Annotated in this window: 11 protein-coding genes; 8 read left to right on the plus strand and 3 right to left on the minus strand. The window is 66.1% G+C overall.

Annotation, left to right across the window (positions count from 1 at the left end; translation table 11 throughout):
* The first annotated feature begins 161 nt into the window (after positions 1 to 161).
* The 3 genes from groES to IE187_RS07770 all read left to right on the plus strand — a co-directional run bounded on the left by groES (position 162) and on the right by IE187_RS07770 (position 2,931).
* A complete protein-coding gene (gene groES, locus IE187_RS07760) occupies positions 162 to 449 on the plus strand; it encodes a co-chaperone GroES (protein WP_010183565.1) in 288 nt (95 codons plus the stop codon).
* A 54-nt stretch (positions 450 to 503) separates the two neighbouring features.
* A complete protein-coding gene (gene groL / locus IE187_RS07765) occupies positions 504 to 2,147 on the plus strand; it encodes a chaperonin GroEL (RefSeq protein ID WP_133186586.1) in 1,644 nt (547 codons plus the stop codon).
* 214 nt (positions 2,148 to 2,361) lie between these two features.
* On the plus strand, positions 2,362 to 2,931 hold the full coding sequence (locus IE187_RS07770; RefSeq protein ID WP_189675774.1) for a Uma2 family endonuclease: 570 nt from the start codon (positions 2,362 to 2,364) through the stop codon (positions 2,929 to 2,931).
* A 4-nt stretch (positions 2,932 to 2,935) separates the two neighbouring features.
* Here IE187_RS07770 and IE187_RS07775 read toward each other — a convergent pair whose 3' ends face one another.
* Complete coding sequence (locus tag IE187_RS07775; protein WP_189675775.1) at positions 2,936 to 3,457, minus strand: hypothetical protein; 522 nt, start codon at positions 3,455 to 3,457, stop codon at positions 2,936 to 2,938.
* A 176-nt stretch (positions 3,458 to 3,633) separates the two neighbouring features.
* Between IE187_RS07775 and IE187_RS07780 the strand changes: the two genes are divergently transcribed.
* Positions 3,634 to 6,489 carry a TonB-dependent receptor gene (locus tag IE187_RS07780; protein WP_229839296.1) on the plus strand — a complete coding sequence of 952 codons (2,856 nt, stop codon included), beginning with the start codon at positions 3,634 to 3,636 and terminating at the stop codon, positions 6,487 to 6,489.
* On the opposite strand, the gene IE187_RS07785 is transcribed toward IE187_RS07780, so the two are convergent.
* Both IE187_RS07785 and IE187_RS07790 read right to left on the minus strand, forming a co-directional pair.
* The gene (locus IE187_RS07785) at positions 6,483 to 6,974 is read right to left on the minus strand and encodes a GNAT family N-acetyltransferase (RefSeq protein WP_189675776.1); all 492 of its coding nucleotides are present in this window, start codon (positions 6,972 to 6,974) and stop codon (positions 6,483 to 6,485) included. The genes IE187_RS07780 and IE187_RS07785 overlap by 7 nt on opposite strands.
* 23 nt (positions 6,975 to 6,997) lie before the next feature.
* Positions 6,998 to 8,053, minus strand: a complete 1,056-nt coding sequence (locus tag IE187_RS07790; protein ID WP_189675777.1) for a mannose-1-phosphate guanylyltransferase/mannose-6-phosphate isomerase — start codon at positions 8,051 to 8,053, stop codon at positions 6,998 to 7,000.
* Positions 8,054 to 8,224: 171 nt separating this feature from the next.
* On the opposite strand from IE187_RS07790, the gene IE187_RS07795 reads away from it, so the two are divergent.
* From IE187_RS07795 to IE187_RS07810, 4 genes are read left to right on the plus strand one after another with little or no spacing between them, the layout of a single operon-like run.
* Positions 8,225 to 9,613, plus strand: coding sequence for a TIGR03013 family XrtA/PEP-CTERM system glycosyltransferase (locus IE187_RS07795; protein WP_189675778.1), 1,389 nt, complete (start codon positions 8,225 to 8,227; stop codon positions 9,611 to 9,613).
* Positions 9,610 to 11,658, plus strand: a complete 2,049-nt coding sequence (prsK, locus tag IE187_RS07800; RefSeq protein ID WP_189675779.1) for an XrtA/PEP-CTERM system histidine kinase PrsK — start codon at positions 9,610 to 9,612, stop codon at positions 11,656 to 11,658. Before IE187_RS07795 ends, prsK begins: the two co-directional genes overlap by 4 nt.
* Positions 11,655 to 13,004, plus strand: coding sequence for a PEP-CTERM-box response regulator transcription factor (prsR, locus tag IE187_RS07805; RefSeq protein ID WP_133186572.1), 1,350 nt, complete (start codon positions 11,655 to 11,657; stop codon positions 13,002 to 13,004). The genes prsK and prsR overlap by 4 nt, the downstream gene beginning before the upstream one ends.
* A complete protein-coding gene (locus tag IE187_RS07810; RefSeq protein ID WP_189675780.1) occupies positions 12,997 to 15,042 on the plus strand; it encodes a tetratricopeptide repeat protein in 2,046 nt (681 codons plus the stop codon). The genes prsR and IE187_RS07810 overlap by 8 nt, the downstream gene beginning before the upstream one ends.
* The last annotated feature ends 75 nt before the right edge of the window (positions 15,043 to 15,117 follow it).

The raw sequence follows: 15,117 nt of genomic DNA on the forward strand, positions 1-15,117 counted from the left end.
CGTGCTATACGACCAACACGGCAATTCGCCGATTTTGCATTTGGTTCCGCAGAAATTTGGCTGCGCCCGTTGACGATGCGAGACCTCGCCATCATATCCGCCCTGCTGGCACTCACCAACGTCGAGTGCTAACACCTGTTCATTATAAAGGGACTTCGCCCATGACCTTTCGTCCGTTGCACGATCGCGTGCTCGTCCGCCGCGTAGAGGCAGAAGAAAAGACCGCCGGCGGGATCATCATCCCCGAGACCGCCAAGGAAAAGCCGCAGGAAGGCGAAGTCGTCTCCGTCGGCACCGGCGCCCGCAACGAAGCCGGTGAAATCCACCCGCTCGAAGTCAAGGCCGGCGACAAGATCCTGTTCGGCAAATGGTCGGGCACCGAGGTCAAGATCGACGGCGAAGACCTGCTGATCATGAAGGAATCGGACATCCTCGGGATCGTCGGTTAAATCCTTCTTCGCGTAACTTTCACCACATTTCTCATCTGAAAGGGTAGCCTCATCATGGCAGCCAAGGACGTAAAATTCGGCCGTGACGCGCGCGAGCGCATCCTCCGTGGCGTCGACATCCTCGCCGACGCCGTCAAGGTCACGCTGGGGCCAAAGGGCCGCAACGTCGTGATCGACAAGAGCTTCGGCGCACCGCGCATCACCAAGGACGGCGTCACCGTCGCCAAGGAAATCGAGCTCAAGGACAAGTTCGAGAACATGGGCGCGCAGATGCTGCGCGAAGTCGCCTCGAAAACCAACGACATCGCCGGCGACGGCACGACCACCGCAACGGTGCTCGCTCAGGCGATCGTTCGCGAGGGCATGAAGTCGGTCGCAGCGGGCATGAACCCGATGGACCTCAAGCGCGGTATCGATCTCGCCGTCATCAAGGTCGTCGAGGACGTCAAGTCGCGTTCGAAGCCGGTTTCGGGTTCGCACGAAGTCGCTCAGGTCGGCATCATCTCGGCCAATGGCGATCGTGAAGTCGGCGAGAAGATCGCCGAAGCGATGGAGAAGGTCGGTAAGGAAGGCGTGATCACCGTCGAGGAAGCCAAGGGTCTCGAATTCGAGCTGGACGTCGTCGAAGGCATGCAGTTCGACCGCGGCTACCTCTCGCCGTACTTCATCACCAACCCCGAGAAGATGTCGGTCGAGCTTCAGGATCCCTACATCCTGATCCACGAGAAGAAGCTGTCGAACCTGCAGGCGATGCTCCCGATCCTGGAAGCCGTCGTCCAGTCGGGCCGTCCGCTCCTGATTATCGCCGAGGACATCGAGGGCGAGGCACTCGCCACGCTCGTCGTCAACAAGCTGCGCGGCGGCCTGAAGGTCGCAGCGGTCAAGGCACCGGGTTTCGGCGATCGTCGCAAGGCGATGCTCGAGGACATCGCGATCCTGACCAAGGGCGAGATGATCTCGGAAGACCTCGGCATCAAGCTCGAGTCGGTCACGATCGGCATGCTCGGCACCGCCAAGCGCGTCACGATCGACAAGGACAACACCGTCATCGTCGACGGTGCTGGTGACTCGGACGCGATCAAGGGCCGCACCGATGCGATCCGTCAGCAGATCGAGAACACGACGTCGGACTACGACAAGGAGAAGCTCCAGGAGCGTCTCGCCAAGCTTGCTGGCGGCGTTGCTGTCATCAAGGTCGGCGGTTCTTCGGAAGTCGAAGTCAAGGAGCGCAAGGATCGCGTCGACGACGCGCTGCACGCAACGCGCGCAGCCGTTGAAGAAGGCATCGTCCCCGGCGGCGGCACGGCGCTCCTTTACGCCAGCAAGGTCCTCGACGGCCTGACCGGCGCGAACGAAGACCAGACGCGCGGCATCGACATCGTCCGCAAGTCGCTGACCTCGCTGGTGCGCCAGATCGCCACCAACGCAGGCCATGACGGCGCAGTCGTCTCGGGCAAGCTGCTCGACGGCAACGATCCGACGATCGGCTTCAACGCTGCGACCGACACGTACGAGAACCTGGTCGAAGCCGGCGTGATCGATCCGACCAAGGTCGTCCGTACCGCACTGCAGAACGCAGCATCGGTCGCCGGCCTGCTCATCACGACCGAAGCGGCCGTGAGCGAGCTGCCGGAAGACAAGCCCGCAATGCCGATGGGCGGCGGCGGCATGGGCGGCATGGGCGGTATGGACTTCTGAGCCAACGCGGCGTGACATAGCGAGAGCTATGTCAGGACTCGCGTGGCTCCGGCCGGTGGGTCGTCGAGCATGCTCGACGATCCCGTCCGACGCAGCACCGGCTTTGCCGGTGCCGGAACCAACGCCCGGCCTCCCGGCTGGACCAAGACGAAGGGCCGACGGAGCGATCCGCCGGCCCTTTGTTTGTCGGGTGATTCGGCGTATATTGCGTGTCATGCCCGCGATCGCCCTCGACCCAGCCTATCGCCGCGTCAGCGTCGAGGAATTCCTCGAAATGGATTTTGGCGGCGCCAAGGCCGAGCTCGAAGACGGCATGATCTATATGATGGCGGGCGGCAGCGAAGAGCATGCGCGGATAGCCTTCAATATTCTTATGGCGCTCGGCCCGCGCCTTCGCGGCTCAGGCTGTCGCCCGTACGGCTCCGACCTCGCCGCCCAGACCGACATACGCACGGTGCGCCTCCCCGACGTCAGCGTCTATTGCAACAACCCGGCCGCCCCCGAGAACGCCCGCAAGAAATTGCTCGGCGATCCGCAGGTGGTGTTCGAAGTGCTGTCGCCCTCCACGTCGACACACGACCAGAAGGTCAAGCTTGCGGAATATTGCGCGCTTGCCGGCATGCGCGAGGTGATCCTCGTCGACCCCGCGGAAGAGCGCATCCATCTCGTCCAGCGCGCGCCCACCGGCGGCTGGACCGCCGACTGGCTCGCGACGGGCGACGACCTGACGATACCCTCGCTGAACCTCACGATTCCCCACGCTGAAATCTTCGCGCGCGACTGACGGCTCAGTTCGAGCTAGGCGTATCCGCTACCGCCGCACGCGTCGGTGCCGCTGGTGCCGCGCATTTGCGCGCATAGCCCAGCCCCTTCAGAAACGCGCGCCGTGTCTGCCCGGCATAGACCGCCGCCTCGGCGCGGCGCTGCTCCTTGTCCGCCCCGGTGATGACCCGGACGAGCCCCAGCCCCGGGATCAGCGTACTGACCGCCGTCCGCGCCGCCACCGCCGCGATTTCGCTGCCCTCGCCCTTGGCCTTGCCCGGCACGTCGACATCGGCGCCGAGTGCACCGTCGAGCTTCCGAACTTCGCCCGCAATCGTCGCGCAGCTTTGCGTATGCGCTGCGGAATACGGCGCCGACGCCGCGAGCTGAAGGACAGGCGGAATCTTGGTCTTCTCGATCCGCGTGTCGCGCAGTGGCTGCGTCACGACATGCCCGAGGCTGTCGCGCTCTTGCGCATGGCCGCTCACGGCCGCGATCGAGCCGATCAGCAGCGCGCTCAGGCCGTAGACTATGGGGGTGCGACGCATCGGTGTCCTCCGCCTGATTCGGTTTGAGCGTCTCCCCTACCATAGACCGGTCGCCGACTCGCGCCTTCTCCGAAACATAGCGAAAACGTCACGCTCCCGTCACGCGACGCGGATAGGGCCTCGGCGACGCGGGCACATTGAGAATCCCCAATCAACGCCGCGAGCGGGGGAAAATCATGATGTTCGGACAAATCCGGGCGCGTAGCTTCGCGTCCAAGGCAGGCCTGTGCGCATTGCTCGGCTCCACCGCGCTACCGGCATATGCCGCCGATGTAGCGGGCCGCGTCCTCGATCCGCAGACCGGCGCGGCCTTGCCGGGCGCGACGATCTCCGCTGCGGGTCGCACCGCGGTTGCCGACCGCGACGGCATGTTCGTGATCCGCGATCTCGCGCCCGGTCCGGTCGAGCTGACCTTCACCTATATCGGCTATCCGACCGTGACGCGCAGCGCGACCTCGAGCGACGGCGCGACGATCGTCGAGTTCCGGCTCGATCCGCCATCGGGCGACACGAGCGGCGGCGAGATCGTCGTCACCGGACAGCGCGCCGCCGAGCGCCGCGCACTCCAGGTCAAGCGCTCGTCCAACGCCATCTCCGACACGCTCAACGCCAATGACGTCGGCAAGCTGCCCGACCAGAACGTCGCCGAAGCGGTGCGCCGCCTGCCCGGCATCTCGGTCGCCAACGACCAGGGCGAAGGGCGCTACGTCATCATCCGGGGCGTCAATCCCAACCTCGCCAACGTCACCGTCAACGGCCAGACCGCCCCCGCACCCGAGCCCGAGAGCCGCCAGGTCAAGCTCGACGACATCCCCTCCTCGCTGATCGGCTCGGTCACCGTCGTCAAATCGCTCACCCCCGACCGCGACGCCAATGCGATCGCGGGTCAGGTCGACATCAACACGCTGACCGCTTTCGACCGCACCAAGGCGTTCGCCAACGCGCGGATCGTCAGCGGCTACAATACGCTCAACAGCCGCAGCCCGTATGAGGGCGATATCACTGCGGGAACGCGCTTCGGTCCCGACAGGACCTTCGGCGTCGTGCTCTCGGGCAACTATTCCAGCCGCCCGATCGAGTCCGAGAACCTGCAGGGCTCGTCGAACTGGGGCACGCCGACCGGCGCGAGCCGCGCGCTGCCCGACGATTACCGGTTGCGCGACTACAATCTCAACCGCACCCGCTACGGCGTGGTCGGCAATTTCGACTGGCGGCCGAGCTCCGACGTCAGCGTCTATCTCCGCACGCTCTATTCGACCTTCAAGGACCACGAGACGCGCGATCAGTCGCGGATCGAGATCCCGGTTACCTATGCAACGACCAACGCCGCTGGCGTCACCACGCAGCCGACCGCAGCGCAGCAGGCGGTCAATGCCGCGATCTCGAACGGCAGCACCTTCAGCGGCCGCGGCACGCGCTTCCTGCGGCTGCGCAACGAGGATGACTCGACCTTCTCGGGCGAGCTCGGCGGCAAGTTCCGCTTCGGCGGGTCGGAGCTGCAGGTCGAGGGCACCTACAGCAAGGCGCTCAAGAAAGACCCGCTGCGCTCGGAATTCTCGTTCCGTAGCGGCAGCACCGCGCTGACCGGCCTGTCGCTCGACCTCGCCGACACGCTGTTCAGGGTCAACACCGCCAATGGCACGCCGTACAACAGCGCGCTCTACAACGGCTATCGCGTGACGTACGACCGCCGTCGCGCCGCGGAAAACCTCTACCAGGCGCGCGCCGACCTGACGATCCCGATCGGCGTCGGCAGCGACAGCACGATCAAGCTCGGCGGCAAGTTCCAGCAGACCGACAAGTCCAACAATCGCGACTTCCAGCAATATTCGCTCGGCAGCACGCTCGCCGCGACCGGGGCTGCGGGCGACGACGGCAGCGCGATCTATGACGGCCGCTATCCGGTCGGCCCGCGAATCAACTACGATCAGGCGCAGACCTATTACACCGTCACCAATCCCGCCGCGCGGACGCAGAGCGCGTCGGACGCGGCGACGTCGGTCGCCAACTCGCTGGTCAACGATTACGACCTCAGCGAGAAGGTCTATGCCGGCTACATCATGGGCACGTTCACGTTCGCTAAGCTGACGATCGTCCCCGGCGTGCGCGTCGAGCACACCGACGGAACCTACAAGGGCAAGGCCTTCACCGCGACCTCGCTGGTGAGCCAAGGTTACAACGTCTCGAATTCGCGCGCCTATACCGACGCCTTCCCCGATCTCACCGTGCGCCTCGACGCAACCGACCGCCTCGTGCTGCGCGCCGCCGTCACCACCGCGATCGGCCGGCCGGATTATAATCTGCTCGCGCCCTATGTGAACGTGAGCGACACCACGCCCAACGCCGGCGTCGTCGCGCTCGGGAACCCCAACCTCAAGCCCTACAAGGCGGTGTCGGGCGATCTATCGGCCGAATATTATCTCGCGGGCCAGGGAATCGTTTCGATAGCGGGCTTCTACAAGCATCTCGACGACCCGATCTTCACCGTCGGCACGACGCAAGGCGGCACCTTCGGCGGCACGACCTTCACTCGCGCACTGGTCACGCAGCCGGTCAATGGCGACAGCGCCAAGATCTACGGCGTCGAGGCCAATCTCCAGGCGCAGCTGACCTTCCTGCCGGGTGCGTTGTCGGGCTTCGGCGTGTCGGGGAATTTCACCTATACCGATGGATCGTCGCGCGGCGTGATCGGCCGGGCGGGGTCGGTGCGCAATCTGCTCCAGTCGAAATATATCGGCACGGCGCAGCTCTATTACGAGAAATACGGCCTGACCGGACGGCTCGCCTACACCTATCGCTCGGCCTATCTCGACACGCTCGGTACGAGTGCGGCGACCGACCAATATACCGACGAGAACAATTCGCTCGACGCGCGGATCGGCTATTCGCCGGTCAAGCGGTTCACCGTGTTCGTCGAGGCGAGCAATCTGCTCGATTCCCCCTGGCGGCGCTACCAGGCGGTCAAGACGCAGCTGATCGAGAACGAGCGCTATCGCCAGACCTTTCGTATCGGCGTTCAGCTCGCTTATTGAGCGGCGGCGGCGAGCGGATACAGCATCGCGACGTTGCAGCGTTCGTATCGGGCGCCGAACTCCGCCATGATTCCCGCATCATGGCGGAAGCCGGCTTTCTCGTAGAGGCGGATCGCCGTCGCGCTCTTGGTATTGCTCAGCAGATACAGCCGCCGCGCGCCCATCGCCGTGGCGCGCGCGATGACGGCGTCGAGCAGGAACGCCCCCGCACCACGCCCGCGCGCGGTGTCGAGCACGCCCATCTTGGTCAGCTCATATTGGTCCTGCCCGGTCCGCTGCAGCGCGCACGCGCCGACAATGCCGAGACCCGCCGCCTCGACGAACAGGATATCGCCGCCCGGCGCGATAATCCGCTCGAACGGATGTTCGAGCACATCGCGATCGGTCTGCTCGAGCCGATACATCGCGCCGATCCACTGCGCGTTGATGTCGTGGAAGGCGGGGGCAAGCGCGTCGCTATAGGCGTGAATCGTCAGGCCCGTCATCGTCGCTTACCCCCTGCCCCGCCTTACTTCTTCTTCATCGCCTCGATCAGCGCCTTGACCTCCTGGCTCCGACCGCTTGGCAGGATCAAGATGTCATTGCCGCTGGCAACGACGATCAGATTGTCGACCCCGACCATGGCGATCCGGACACCATCGCTGCGCACCAGGCAATTGGTCGTGTCGATCGCGATCACTTCGCCTTGATGCGAATTGCCCGCAGCGTCGCGCTCGCTGATGTCCTGCAGCGCGTCCCAGCTGCCGAGATCGCTCCAGCCCATCTTCACCGGCACGACGGCAACGCGCTCGGCCTTTTCCATCACCGCGTAATCGATCGACTCTGCGGGCGAAGCAGCAAAAGCTTCGGCCTCGGGATAGATCCGCTTGCCCTCGTGGCGCGCGTTTTCCATCGATGCCTTGCACGCGGTGAGCGTCTCGGGATCATGCTGCGCCAACGCTTCGAGATACGAATCGGCGCGGAACAGGAAAATACCACCGTTCCAGGCATGGTCGCCCGCGGCAAGCATCGCCTCCGCCGCGTCGCGCGGCGGCTTTTCGACAAACTTTGCGACGCGATGGACGCCGGTCGCCAGTTTCTCGCCCATATGGATATAGCCGTAGCCCGTCTCGGGCGCATGCGGATCGATCCCGAAGGTGACAAGCCAGCCCTGCTGGACCAGTGGCAACGCAGCTTCGATCGCGGCATGAAACGCCGGCACGTCGAGGATCACGTGATCCGACGGCATGATCAACAGCGCGGCGTCCCCCGACCCCGCCGCGATCGCTGCCAAAGCGATCGCCGGTGCGGTATTGCGCCCGATCGGCTCGAGGATAAGCGCATCGGCCGTGGCGGACGCTGCTTCGAGTTGCTCTTCCACCATCGCTGCATGCTTGGCATTGGCGACGACGATCGGCGCCCTGAACCGCGCGCCCTGGGCGCGACGGGCGGTAAGCTGGAGCATCGTTTCGTCGGAGGTCAGCGCCAGCATCTGCTTGGGCATGGCTGGCGTGGACATCGGCCACAGTCGCGTGCCCGACCCGCCCGATAGGATTACAGGGACAATGGTCTGTGGCTGTGGCATAAAGTTCCTCCTAGGTCGCGGCGCTGTAGCGGCTCGCGCGGCGGAAGGTAATCCCTTGTTCCATCCCGATCCGGCCCTTTTAGCTTTTCTTTGTCAATTTCTGCGACAGCGGCATGCCCGTGTCGGAATCGCTTACATCCCCCGCGCGGGCGCGGACGAGGTCCACCGCTGATGATCAGGTTGTTCAAGCACTATATTCCCAACGCCGTGCTGCTGCTCGGGATGATCGACTTCGTCCTGCTGATCGCGGCGGGGGAGATCGGCTACACGCTGCGGATGGGCCAGTTGCTCATGCCGATGACGCCGATGCAAGCGCGCATCCCGCAACTGCTGACCTTCGCCGCGTCGCTCGAAATAGCGATGGTCGCGGTTGGGGTGTACGGCGCGGGCGCGCTGCAGTCGTTGCGCTACGCGACGGCGCGGCTGCTCGTGGCGATTTCGCTTGGCGTGATCTTCCTGAGCGTCGTCTTCTTCCTCCTGCCGTCGGCGAGCTTCTGGCGGTCCAATCTGTTCTACGCGATGGGAATCGCCGCGCTGCTGCTGATCGCGCTGCGAATCCTCATCGGCAAGCTGATCGGCGGGCAGGCGTTCAAGCGGCGCGTCGTCGTGCTCGGTGCCGGCGCGCGCGCAGCGCGGCTCAAGGCGCTCGCGCAGACGCCGGGCGCGGGGTTCGTCGTCGTCGGCTATATCTCGATGAGCGAGGCCGCGCGCGTCATTCCCGAGGCGATTGCGCGCGATGCGATCTATAACCTCGCCGATCACGTCGTCTTGCTCAACGCCAGCGAAGTCGTGCTCGCGCTCGAGGAACGCCGCAACGCCTTGCCGCTCAAGGACCTGCTGCGGATTAAGACCACCGGCGTCCACGTCAATGAAATCTCGACCTTCCTCGAACGCGAAACCGGCCGAGTCGACTTGCAAAGCGTCAACCCGAGCTGGCTGATCTTCTCCGACGGCTTTTCGTCCGGCCGTGTCTTCTCGAGCCTGTTCAAGCGCGTGTTCGACGTCACCGCGAGCCTTATCCTGCTCACGCTCACGCTCCCGCTGATCCTGCTCACGGCGATCGCGATCAAGCTCGAGAGCAAGGGGCCGGCGTTTTATCGGCAGCGCCGCGTCGGGCTTTACAATGTCGGCTTCGACTGCGTGAAACTGCGCTCGATGCGGATCGATGCCGAGGTCGCCGGGCAAGCCGTCTGGGCCGAAAAGAACGATCCGCGGATCACGCGCGTCGGGCGCATCATCCGCAAGCTCCGGATCGACGAACTGCCGCAGACCTGGTCGGTGCTCAAGGGCGAGATGAGCTTTGTCGGCCCGCGGCCCGAGCGTCCGCAATTCGTCGAGGATCTCGAGCAACAGCTGCCCTATTACGCGGAACGGCACATGGTGAAGCCGGGGATCACCGGCTGGGCGCAGATCAACTATCCGTACGGTGCGTCGATCGAGGACAGCCGGCAAAAGCTCGAATACGATCTCTATTACGCGAAGAACTATTCGCCCTTTCTCGATCTGTTGATCCTCCTGCAGACGGTCCGCGTCGTGTTGTGGCCAGAGGGCGCGCGATGACGGGCACCGCCACGCTCATCCTGTGGAGCCATGCGCTCGCCGCCTTCCTCTTCGCGGGCGTCGCCGCGTCGCGGCTGCGCGAGCGCGGCAAGGGCCTGCCGCGTTTGCCGCTGGTCTGCGCGCTCGGGCTGACCGCTTTGTGGGCACTGGCGGTCGCCGGGATCGAAGCGAGCGATGTCGTCACGCGCGTCGCCGAAGGACTGCGCAATCTTGCCTGGCTAGCCTTCATGCATGCGCTCGTACGGCACGACCTCCCGGTGCGCGAGCGCCGCGCGATCGGCGTCATCTACGGCGTGGTCGCCCTAGTCAGCGCCGCCGGGATCGGGCTCGCGATCCTCGAACAGGCCGTCGGCGTTACCCTAATTCCGCAAGTCGCCGCCGTGCGCTTGCTCCTGCGCAGCATGGTCGCGATCGTGGCGCTGTTGCTGGTCCACCACCTTTACGCCACCGCCACGCCGCGCTCGCGCGCAGGGTTACGCCTGGTCGTCTTCGCGCTCGGGGCGATGTGGGGCATCGACTTGCTGCTCTATGTTTCGGCATATATCAGCGGCGGCGCACCGACCGCGCTGACGATCGGGCGCGGTTTCGTGATGGCGCTCGTCGCGCCGGTGCTCGCGGTCGCGGTCCAGCGCAATGGCGAGTGGACGCTGCAAGTCTCGCGCACCGTCGCGTGGCAGACCGTCTCGTTCGCGGTGACCTTGCTCTACGCCGCGGTGATGTTCGTCGCGACCAGCGCGATCGCTTCGATCAGCGGCGACAATGCGCGGCTATGGCAGACCGCCTTCGTCTTCGGTTCGACCGCTGCCGGGGTGACGATCCTGTCGTCGCCATGGGTGCGCGCCTGGGCCAAGGTGAAGGTCTCCAAACACTTCTTCCGGCATCGCTACGATTATCGCGCCGAGTGGATCCGTTTCACCGACACGCTCGGGAAGCCCGACGATGCCGCCTCGCTCGACGCGCGGATCGTCAAGGCGGTCGCCGATCTTACCGATTCTCCCGCCGGGCTGTTGCTCGTGCCCGATGGCGCGGGACTCGGCGTCGGCGCCGGGTGGAATTGGGACGCGCCCAGCGCTGGCGCCGAGGCCGCGCTGGTCACGCATCTCGCAAGGACGGGGCGGATCGTCGAACTCGATGCGGTCCGCGCCGATACGACCGACGCGGCGGAAAGCGCGAGCGTACCGATCTGGATGCTCGACAGCGATGGCTGGGTGTTGCTGCCGCTCGTCCATCTCGACCGGCTGCAAGGCGCGATCCTTCTCGCCCGCCCGCCGATCGACCGCGCGCTCGACTGGGAGGATTTCGACCTGTTGCGCATCGCCGGACGCCAGGTCGCGAGCTATCTGGCGGAAGAGCGCGCGCAATCGGCGCTCGCCGAGGCCAAGCGCTTCGACGAATTCAACCGCCGCTTCGCCTTCATCCTGCACGACATCAAGAATCTCGTCAGCCAGTTGAGCCTCGTCGCGCGCAATGCCGAGCGCCATGCCGACAACCCGGCCTTCCGCGCCGACATGATCGCAACGCTGCAGGATTCGGCGGGGCGGATGAATGATTTGCTCGCGCGGCTGTCGCAGCATCATCACACGCGCGCCGAGGAGCTTCGCCCGGTCGAGGTGCTCGCGCTCGCCGAACTGGTCGCGGCGCGGCGACGCGCCCAGCATCCGGTCGTGGTGAGCGGCACACCCGTATTCGCACACGCCGATCCCTTCCGGCTCGAGCAAGCGCTCGGCCACCTGCTGCAGAATGCGATCGAGGCAAGCCCACCGACCGAACCCGTCACGCTCGCGGTTTCGGGCGATGCCAAGCGCGTATCGATCGCGGTGATCGACCAAGGCTGCGGGATGAGCCCGGCGTTCCTGCGCGAACAGCTCTTCAAGCCCTTCGCGTCGTCCAAACCGGGCGGCTTCGGCATCGGTGCGTTCGAGGCGCGGCAGCTGGCCGAGGCGATGGGCGGCAGCGTCGCGGTCGAAAGCCGCGAGGGCGCCGGCACGACTTTCCATGTCACGCTCACTGCAGCGCGGACGATCTCGCTGGACCAGGCCGCATGACCGACAAACCCAAATTGCTGATCGTCGAGGACGATCTCGGCCTGCAGCGCCAGTTGCGCTGGGCGTATGAAGGCTATTCTGTCGTCACCGCGGTCGATCGCACTACCGCGCTCGACGCGATCCGCGCCGAGGAGCCCGCGGTCGTCACGCTCGATCTCGGCCTGCCGCCAGACCCCGACGGCACCAGCGAAGGCTTTGCCACGCTTGCCGAAATCCTTCGGCTCAAGCCCGATACCAAAGTGATCGTCGCATCTGGCCACGGCGCACGCGACAGCGCGCGCCAGGCGATCGCCGATGGCGCGTGGGACTTCTATGCCAAGCCGATCGACATCGACGCGCTCGGCCTGATCGTCGCGCGCGCGTTCCACGTTCACGCGCTCGAAGCCGAAAACCGCCGTCTTGCTGCGCGCAGCAGCGGTACCGGGCTCGGCGGCATGATCACCGCGAGCCCCGAAATGCTCAAGGTCACACGCACGATCGAACGCGTCGCGGGTGCCGACGTGTCGGTGATGCTGCTCGGCGCGAGCGGCACGGGCAAGGAACTGCTCGCGCGCGGCCTGCACGATGCCAGCCCGCGCGCGAAGGGCGCGTTCGTCGCGATCAACTGCGCCGCCATCCCCGAGACCTTGCTCGAAAGCGAGCTGTTCGGCCACGAAAAGGGGGCGTTCACCGGCGCGGTCAAGACCACCGAAGGCAAGATCGAACAAGCACAGGGCGGCACGCTGTTCCTCGACGAAATCGGCGACGTGCCGCTGCCGCTCCAGGTCAAGCTGCTACGCTTCCTGCAGGAGCGCACGATCGAGCGGATCGGCGGCCGCAAGGCGATCGCGGTCGACACACGGATCGTGTGCGCGACGCACCAGGACGTCGACGCGATGGTCGCGGCGGGCACGTTCCGCGAGGATCTCTACTATCGCCTCGCCGAGATCGTCGTACGCATCCCCGCGCTCGCCGAACGCAGCGGCGACGCTGCCCTGCTCGCGCAGCATTTCCTCAAACTCTATGCCGCGTCGATGCGCTCGGGGGTCACCGGCCTCGCGCCCGACGCACGCGCGGCGATCGCGTCGTGGCCATGGCCGGGCAATGTCCGCGAGCTCGAGAACCGCATGAAGCGCGCCGTGATCATGGCCGAGGGCAAGCTCGTGACCGCCGCCGATCTCGATCTTGCCGAGGGTCGCGACGAGCTGCCGCTCAATCTGCGCGCAGCGCGTGAAGGCGCCGACCGCGCGACGATCACCCAGGCGCTGGCCCGCGCCGAGGGCAATATTTCCAACACTGCCAAATTGTTGGGCGTCAGCCGACCGACGCTCTATGATCTGCTGAAGAGCTATGACCTGCATGCATAAGTCCCTGCCGTATCTCCTCGGATCGGTCGCCACGATAGCCGCTGCGGGCCTGCTCGCGGTCGGATGCAGCGCGCCGGCGCGCGCCGATGCCACCACCGCCCGCACCGAGCTCGCGCTGAGCGCGAAGGCGCTCGGAATCGGAAACTACAGTGCCGCGCGCAACCATGCCCAAGCCGCGATCAAGGCGGATCCGAAATCGGGGCTCGCGCATGCGATGCTCGCGCGCAGCTTCGTGTCGGTCGGCGACGGGATCGCCGCGGAGGGCGAAGTCATGCGCGCTCGTGCGGCCGGATTCGATCCGGCCCGCACGCATCATTTGCTCGCACAGGCCTGGCTGCTTCAGGGGCAAGCCAACCGCGCGCTCACCGAGGCTGGCAAGGCGCCGCCGCGCTATGCCGGCTACGCAATTCGCGTCGGCGCTCACGCCTTGGCGGCGGGGGGCGATCCGGCGCGCGCGCAAGGCGTGCTCGCCACGCTGCTCGCCGATACGCCGAACGACAGCTTCGCCTGGTCCGATCTTGGCCGCATCCAGTATCAGATGGGCAATCTCGCAGGCGCGATCAGCGCCGCGCAGCGCGCGACCGCCGCGAACGCCAACAATGTCGAGGCGCTGACGCTGCGCGGCGAACTCGTCCGCGCGCAATATGGGCTGGTCGCGGCGCTTCCGTGGTTCGAGGCCGCGCTCGCGCACGACGCCTATTACGTCCCCGCCTTGATCGAATATGCCGCGACGCTCGGCGAGGTCGGGCGCTATCAGGACATGCTCGCCGCGACGCGCAAGGCGCTCGCCGCGCGCCCGGGCAGCGTGCAAGCGCTCTATCTCCAGGCGGTGCTCGCCGCGCGCGCCGGCAAGGACGATCTGGCACGCCAGCTGATGGCCCGCACCAAGGGCCAGCTCGACGCCATGCCCGGCGCGCTGCTGCTCAACGGGACGCTCGCGTACAAGGCCGGCGTGTACCAGCAGGCGATCGATTCCTGGACGCTGCTCGTCGGCCAGCAACCCACCAACATCGTCGCGCGGCGGTTGCTCGGCGCCGCCCTGCTGCGCTCGGGCGATGCGCGCGGCGCGCTCGATATGCTCAAGCCGATCGCGCTCCGGGCCGATGCCGACAGCTATACGCTGTCGCTCGTCGGGCGCGCGTTCGAACAGTCGGGCGAGCGCGACTGGGCGGCGACATATCTCGACCGCTCGGCGCTTCCCGTGCAGGTCGGGTCGACGCCATTCGGCACCGATGACGGTCTGGCCGGATTGAGCCTCGCCGCACACACCGCGCCCGACGAGCCGGTCGCGCAGCTTGGGCTGGTACGCGGCCTGCTCGAAGCGGGGGATACCGCCGCCGCGCTCGCCAAGGCGCAGAGCCTCGTCGCGCTGACACCGGGCGCGCCCAGCGCTTATCTCGCGCTTGGCGACACGCTGATGGCGATGAACCGCGCAGGCGACGCCGCCAATGCCTATCGCCACGCGATCGACATCCGCTTCGACGAACCGACGATGCTGCGCACGGTCGATGCGCTCGACCGCGCGGGCCGCCGCGCCGAGGCCGCGAATGTCCTCGCCTTGTTCGTGTCGCAAAACCCGCAGAACATCGCGGGCCAGCGCCTCACCGCGCATTGGCAGATCGCCGGCGGCGATTGGGACGCGGCGATCGAGACGCTCGAAAGCTTGCGGCAGCGGATCGGCAATCGCGACGCGGCTTTGCTCGCCGAACTGTCCTATGCCTATACCGGCGAAGGCGATGCGGTGACGGGCGGCGTGTTCGGCAAGGCCGCCTATGCGCTCGCGCCGATGAACCCGGCGACGACCGATGCCTATGGCTGGGCGCTGTACCAGCAGGGCAAGAGCGCGCTGGCTTTGCAACTGCTCGAAAAAGCCGCGTCGATCGCACCCGAGAAGTCGGAACTGCGCTGGCACCTTGGCCAGGCCTATGCCGATCTCGATCGCAATGCCGAGGCCAAGACGCAGATCCGCGCGGCGCTTGCCGATCCGAGCTTCGAGGATCGTGCCGCGGCGCTCGCGGCGCTGAAAGTGCTCGGCTAGCCGCGCGATCGCGGCCGCGGGTATGCCATGCAGAGGCGACGCGCTGGCTCAACTAGCGAAGCCGCCGCCCGCAGT

It is taken from the genome of Sphingomonas glacialis (assembly GCF_014653575.1).
In the GTDB taxonomy this organism is placed as follows: Bacteria; Pseudomonadota; Alphaproteobacteria; order Sphingomonadales; family Sphingomonadaceae; genus Sphingomonas; species Sphingomonas glacialis.

Excerpts from the sequence above, each read along its gene's own strand:
- IE187_RS07795 (WP_189675778.1), top strand. The coding sequence starts at position 8,225 with ATGATCAGGTTGTTCAAGCACTATATTCCCAACGCCGTGCTGCTGCTC.
- prsR (WP_133186572.1), top strand. The coding sequence starts at position 11,655 with ATGACCGACAAACCCAAATTGCTGATCGTCGAGGACGATCTCGGCCTG.
- IE187_RS07785 (WP_189675776.1), bottom strand. The coding sequence starts at position 6,974 with ATGACGGGCCTGACGATTCACGCCTATAGCGACGCGCTTGCCCCCGCC.
- IE187_RS07790 (WP_189675777.1), bottom strand. The coding sequence starts at position 8,053 with ATGCCACAGCCACAGACCATTGTCCCTGTAATCCTATCGGGCGGGTCG.
- IE187_RS07770 (WP_189675774.1), top strand. The coding sequence starts at position 2,362 with ATGCCCGCGATCGCCCTCGACCCAGCCTATCGCCGCGTCAGCGTCGAG.
- IE187_RS07775 (WP_189675775.1), bottom strand. The coding sequence starts at position 3,457 with ATGCGTCGCACCCCCATAGTCTACGGCCTGAGCGCGCTGCTGATCGGC.
- prsK (WP_189675779.1), top strand. The coding sequence starts at position 9,610 with ATGACGGGCACCGCCACGCTCATCCTGTGGAGCCATGCGCTCGCCGCC.
- IE187_RS07810 (WP_189675780.1), top strand. The coding sequence starts at position 12,997 with ATGCATAAGTCCCTGCCGTATCTCCTCGGATCGGTCGCCACGATAGCC.
- IE187_RS07780 (WP_229839296.1), top strand. The coding sequence starts at position 3,634 with ATGATGTTCGGACAAATCCGGGCGCGTAGCTTCGCGTCCAAGGCAGGC.
- groES (WP_010183565.1), top strand. The coding sequence starts at position 162 with ATGACCTTTCGTCCGTTGCACGATCGCGTGCTCGTCCGCCGCGTAGAG.
- groL (WP_133186586.1), top strand. The coding sequence starts at position 504 with ATGGCAGCCAAGGACGTAAAATTCGGCCGTGACGCGCGCGAGCGCATC.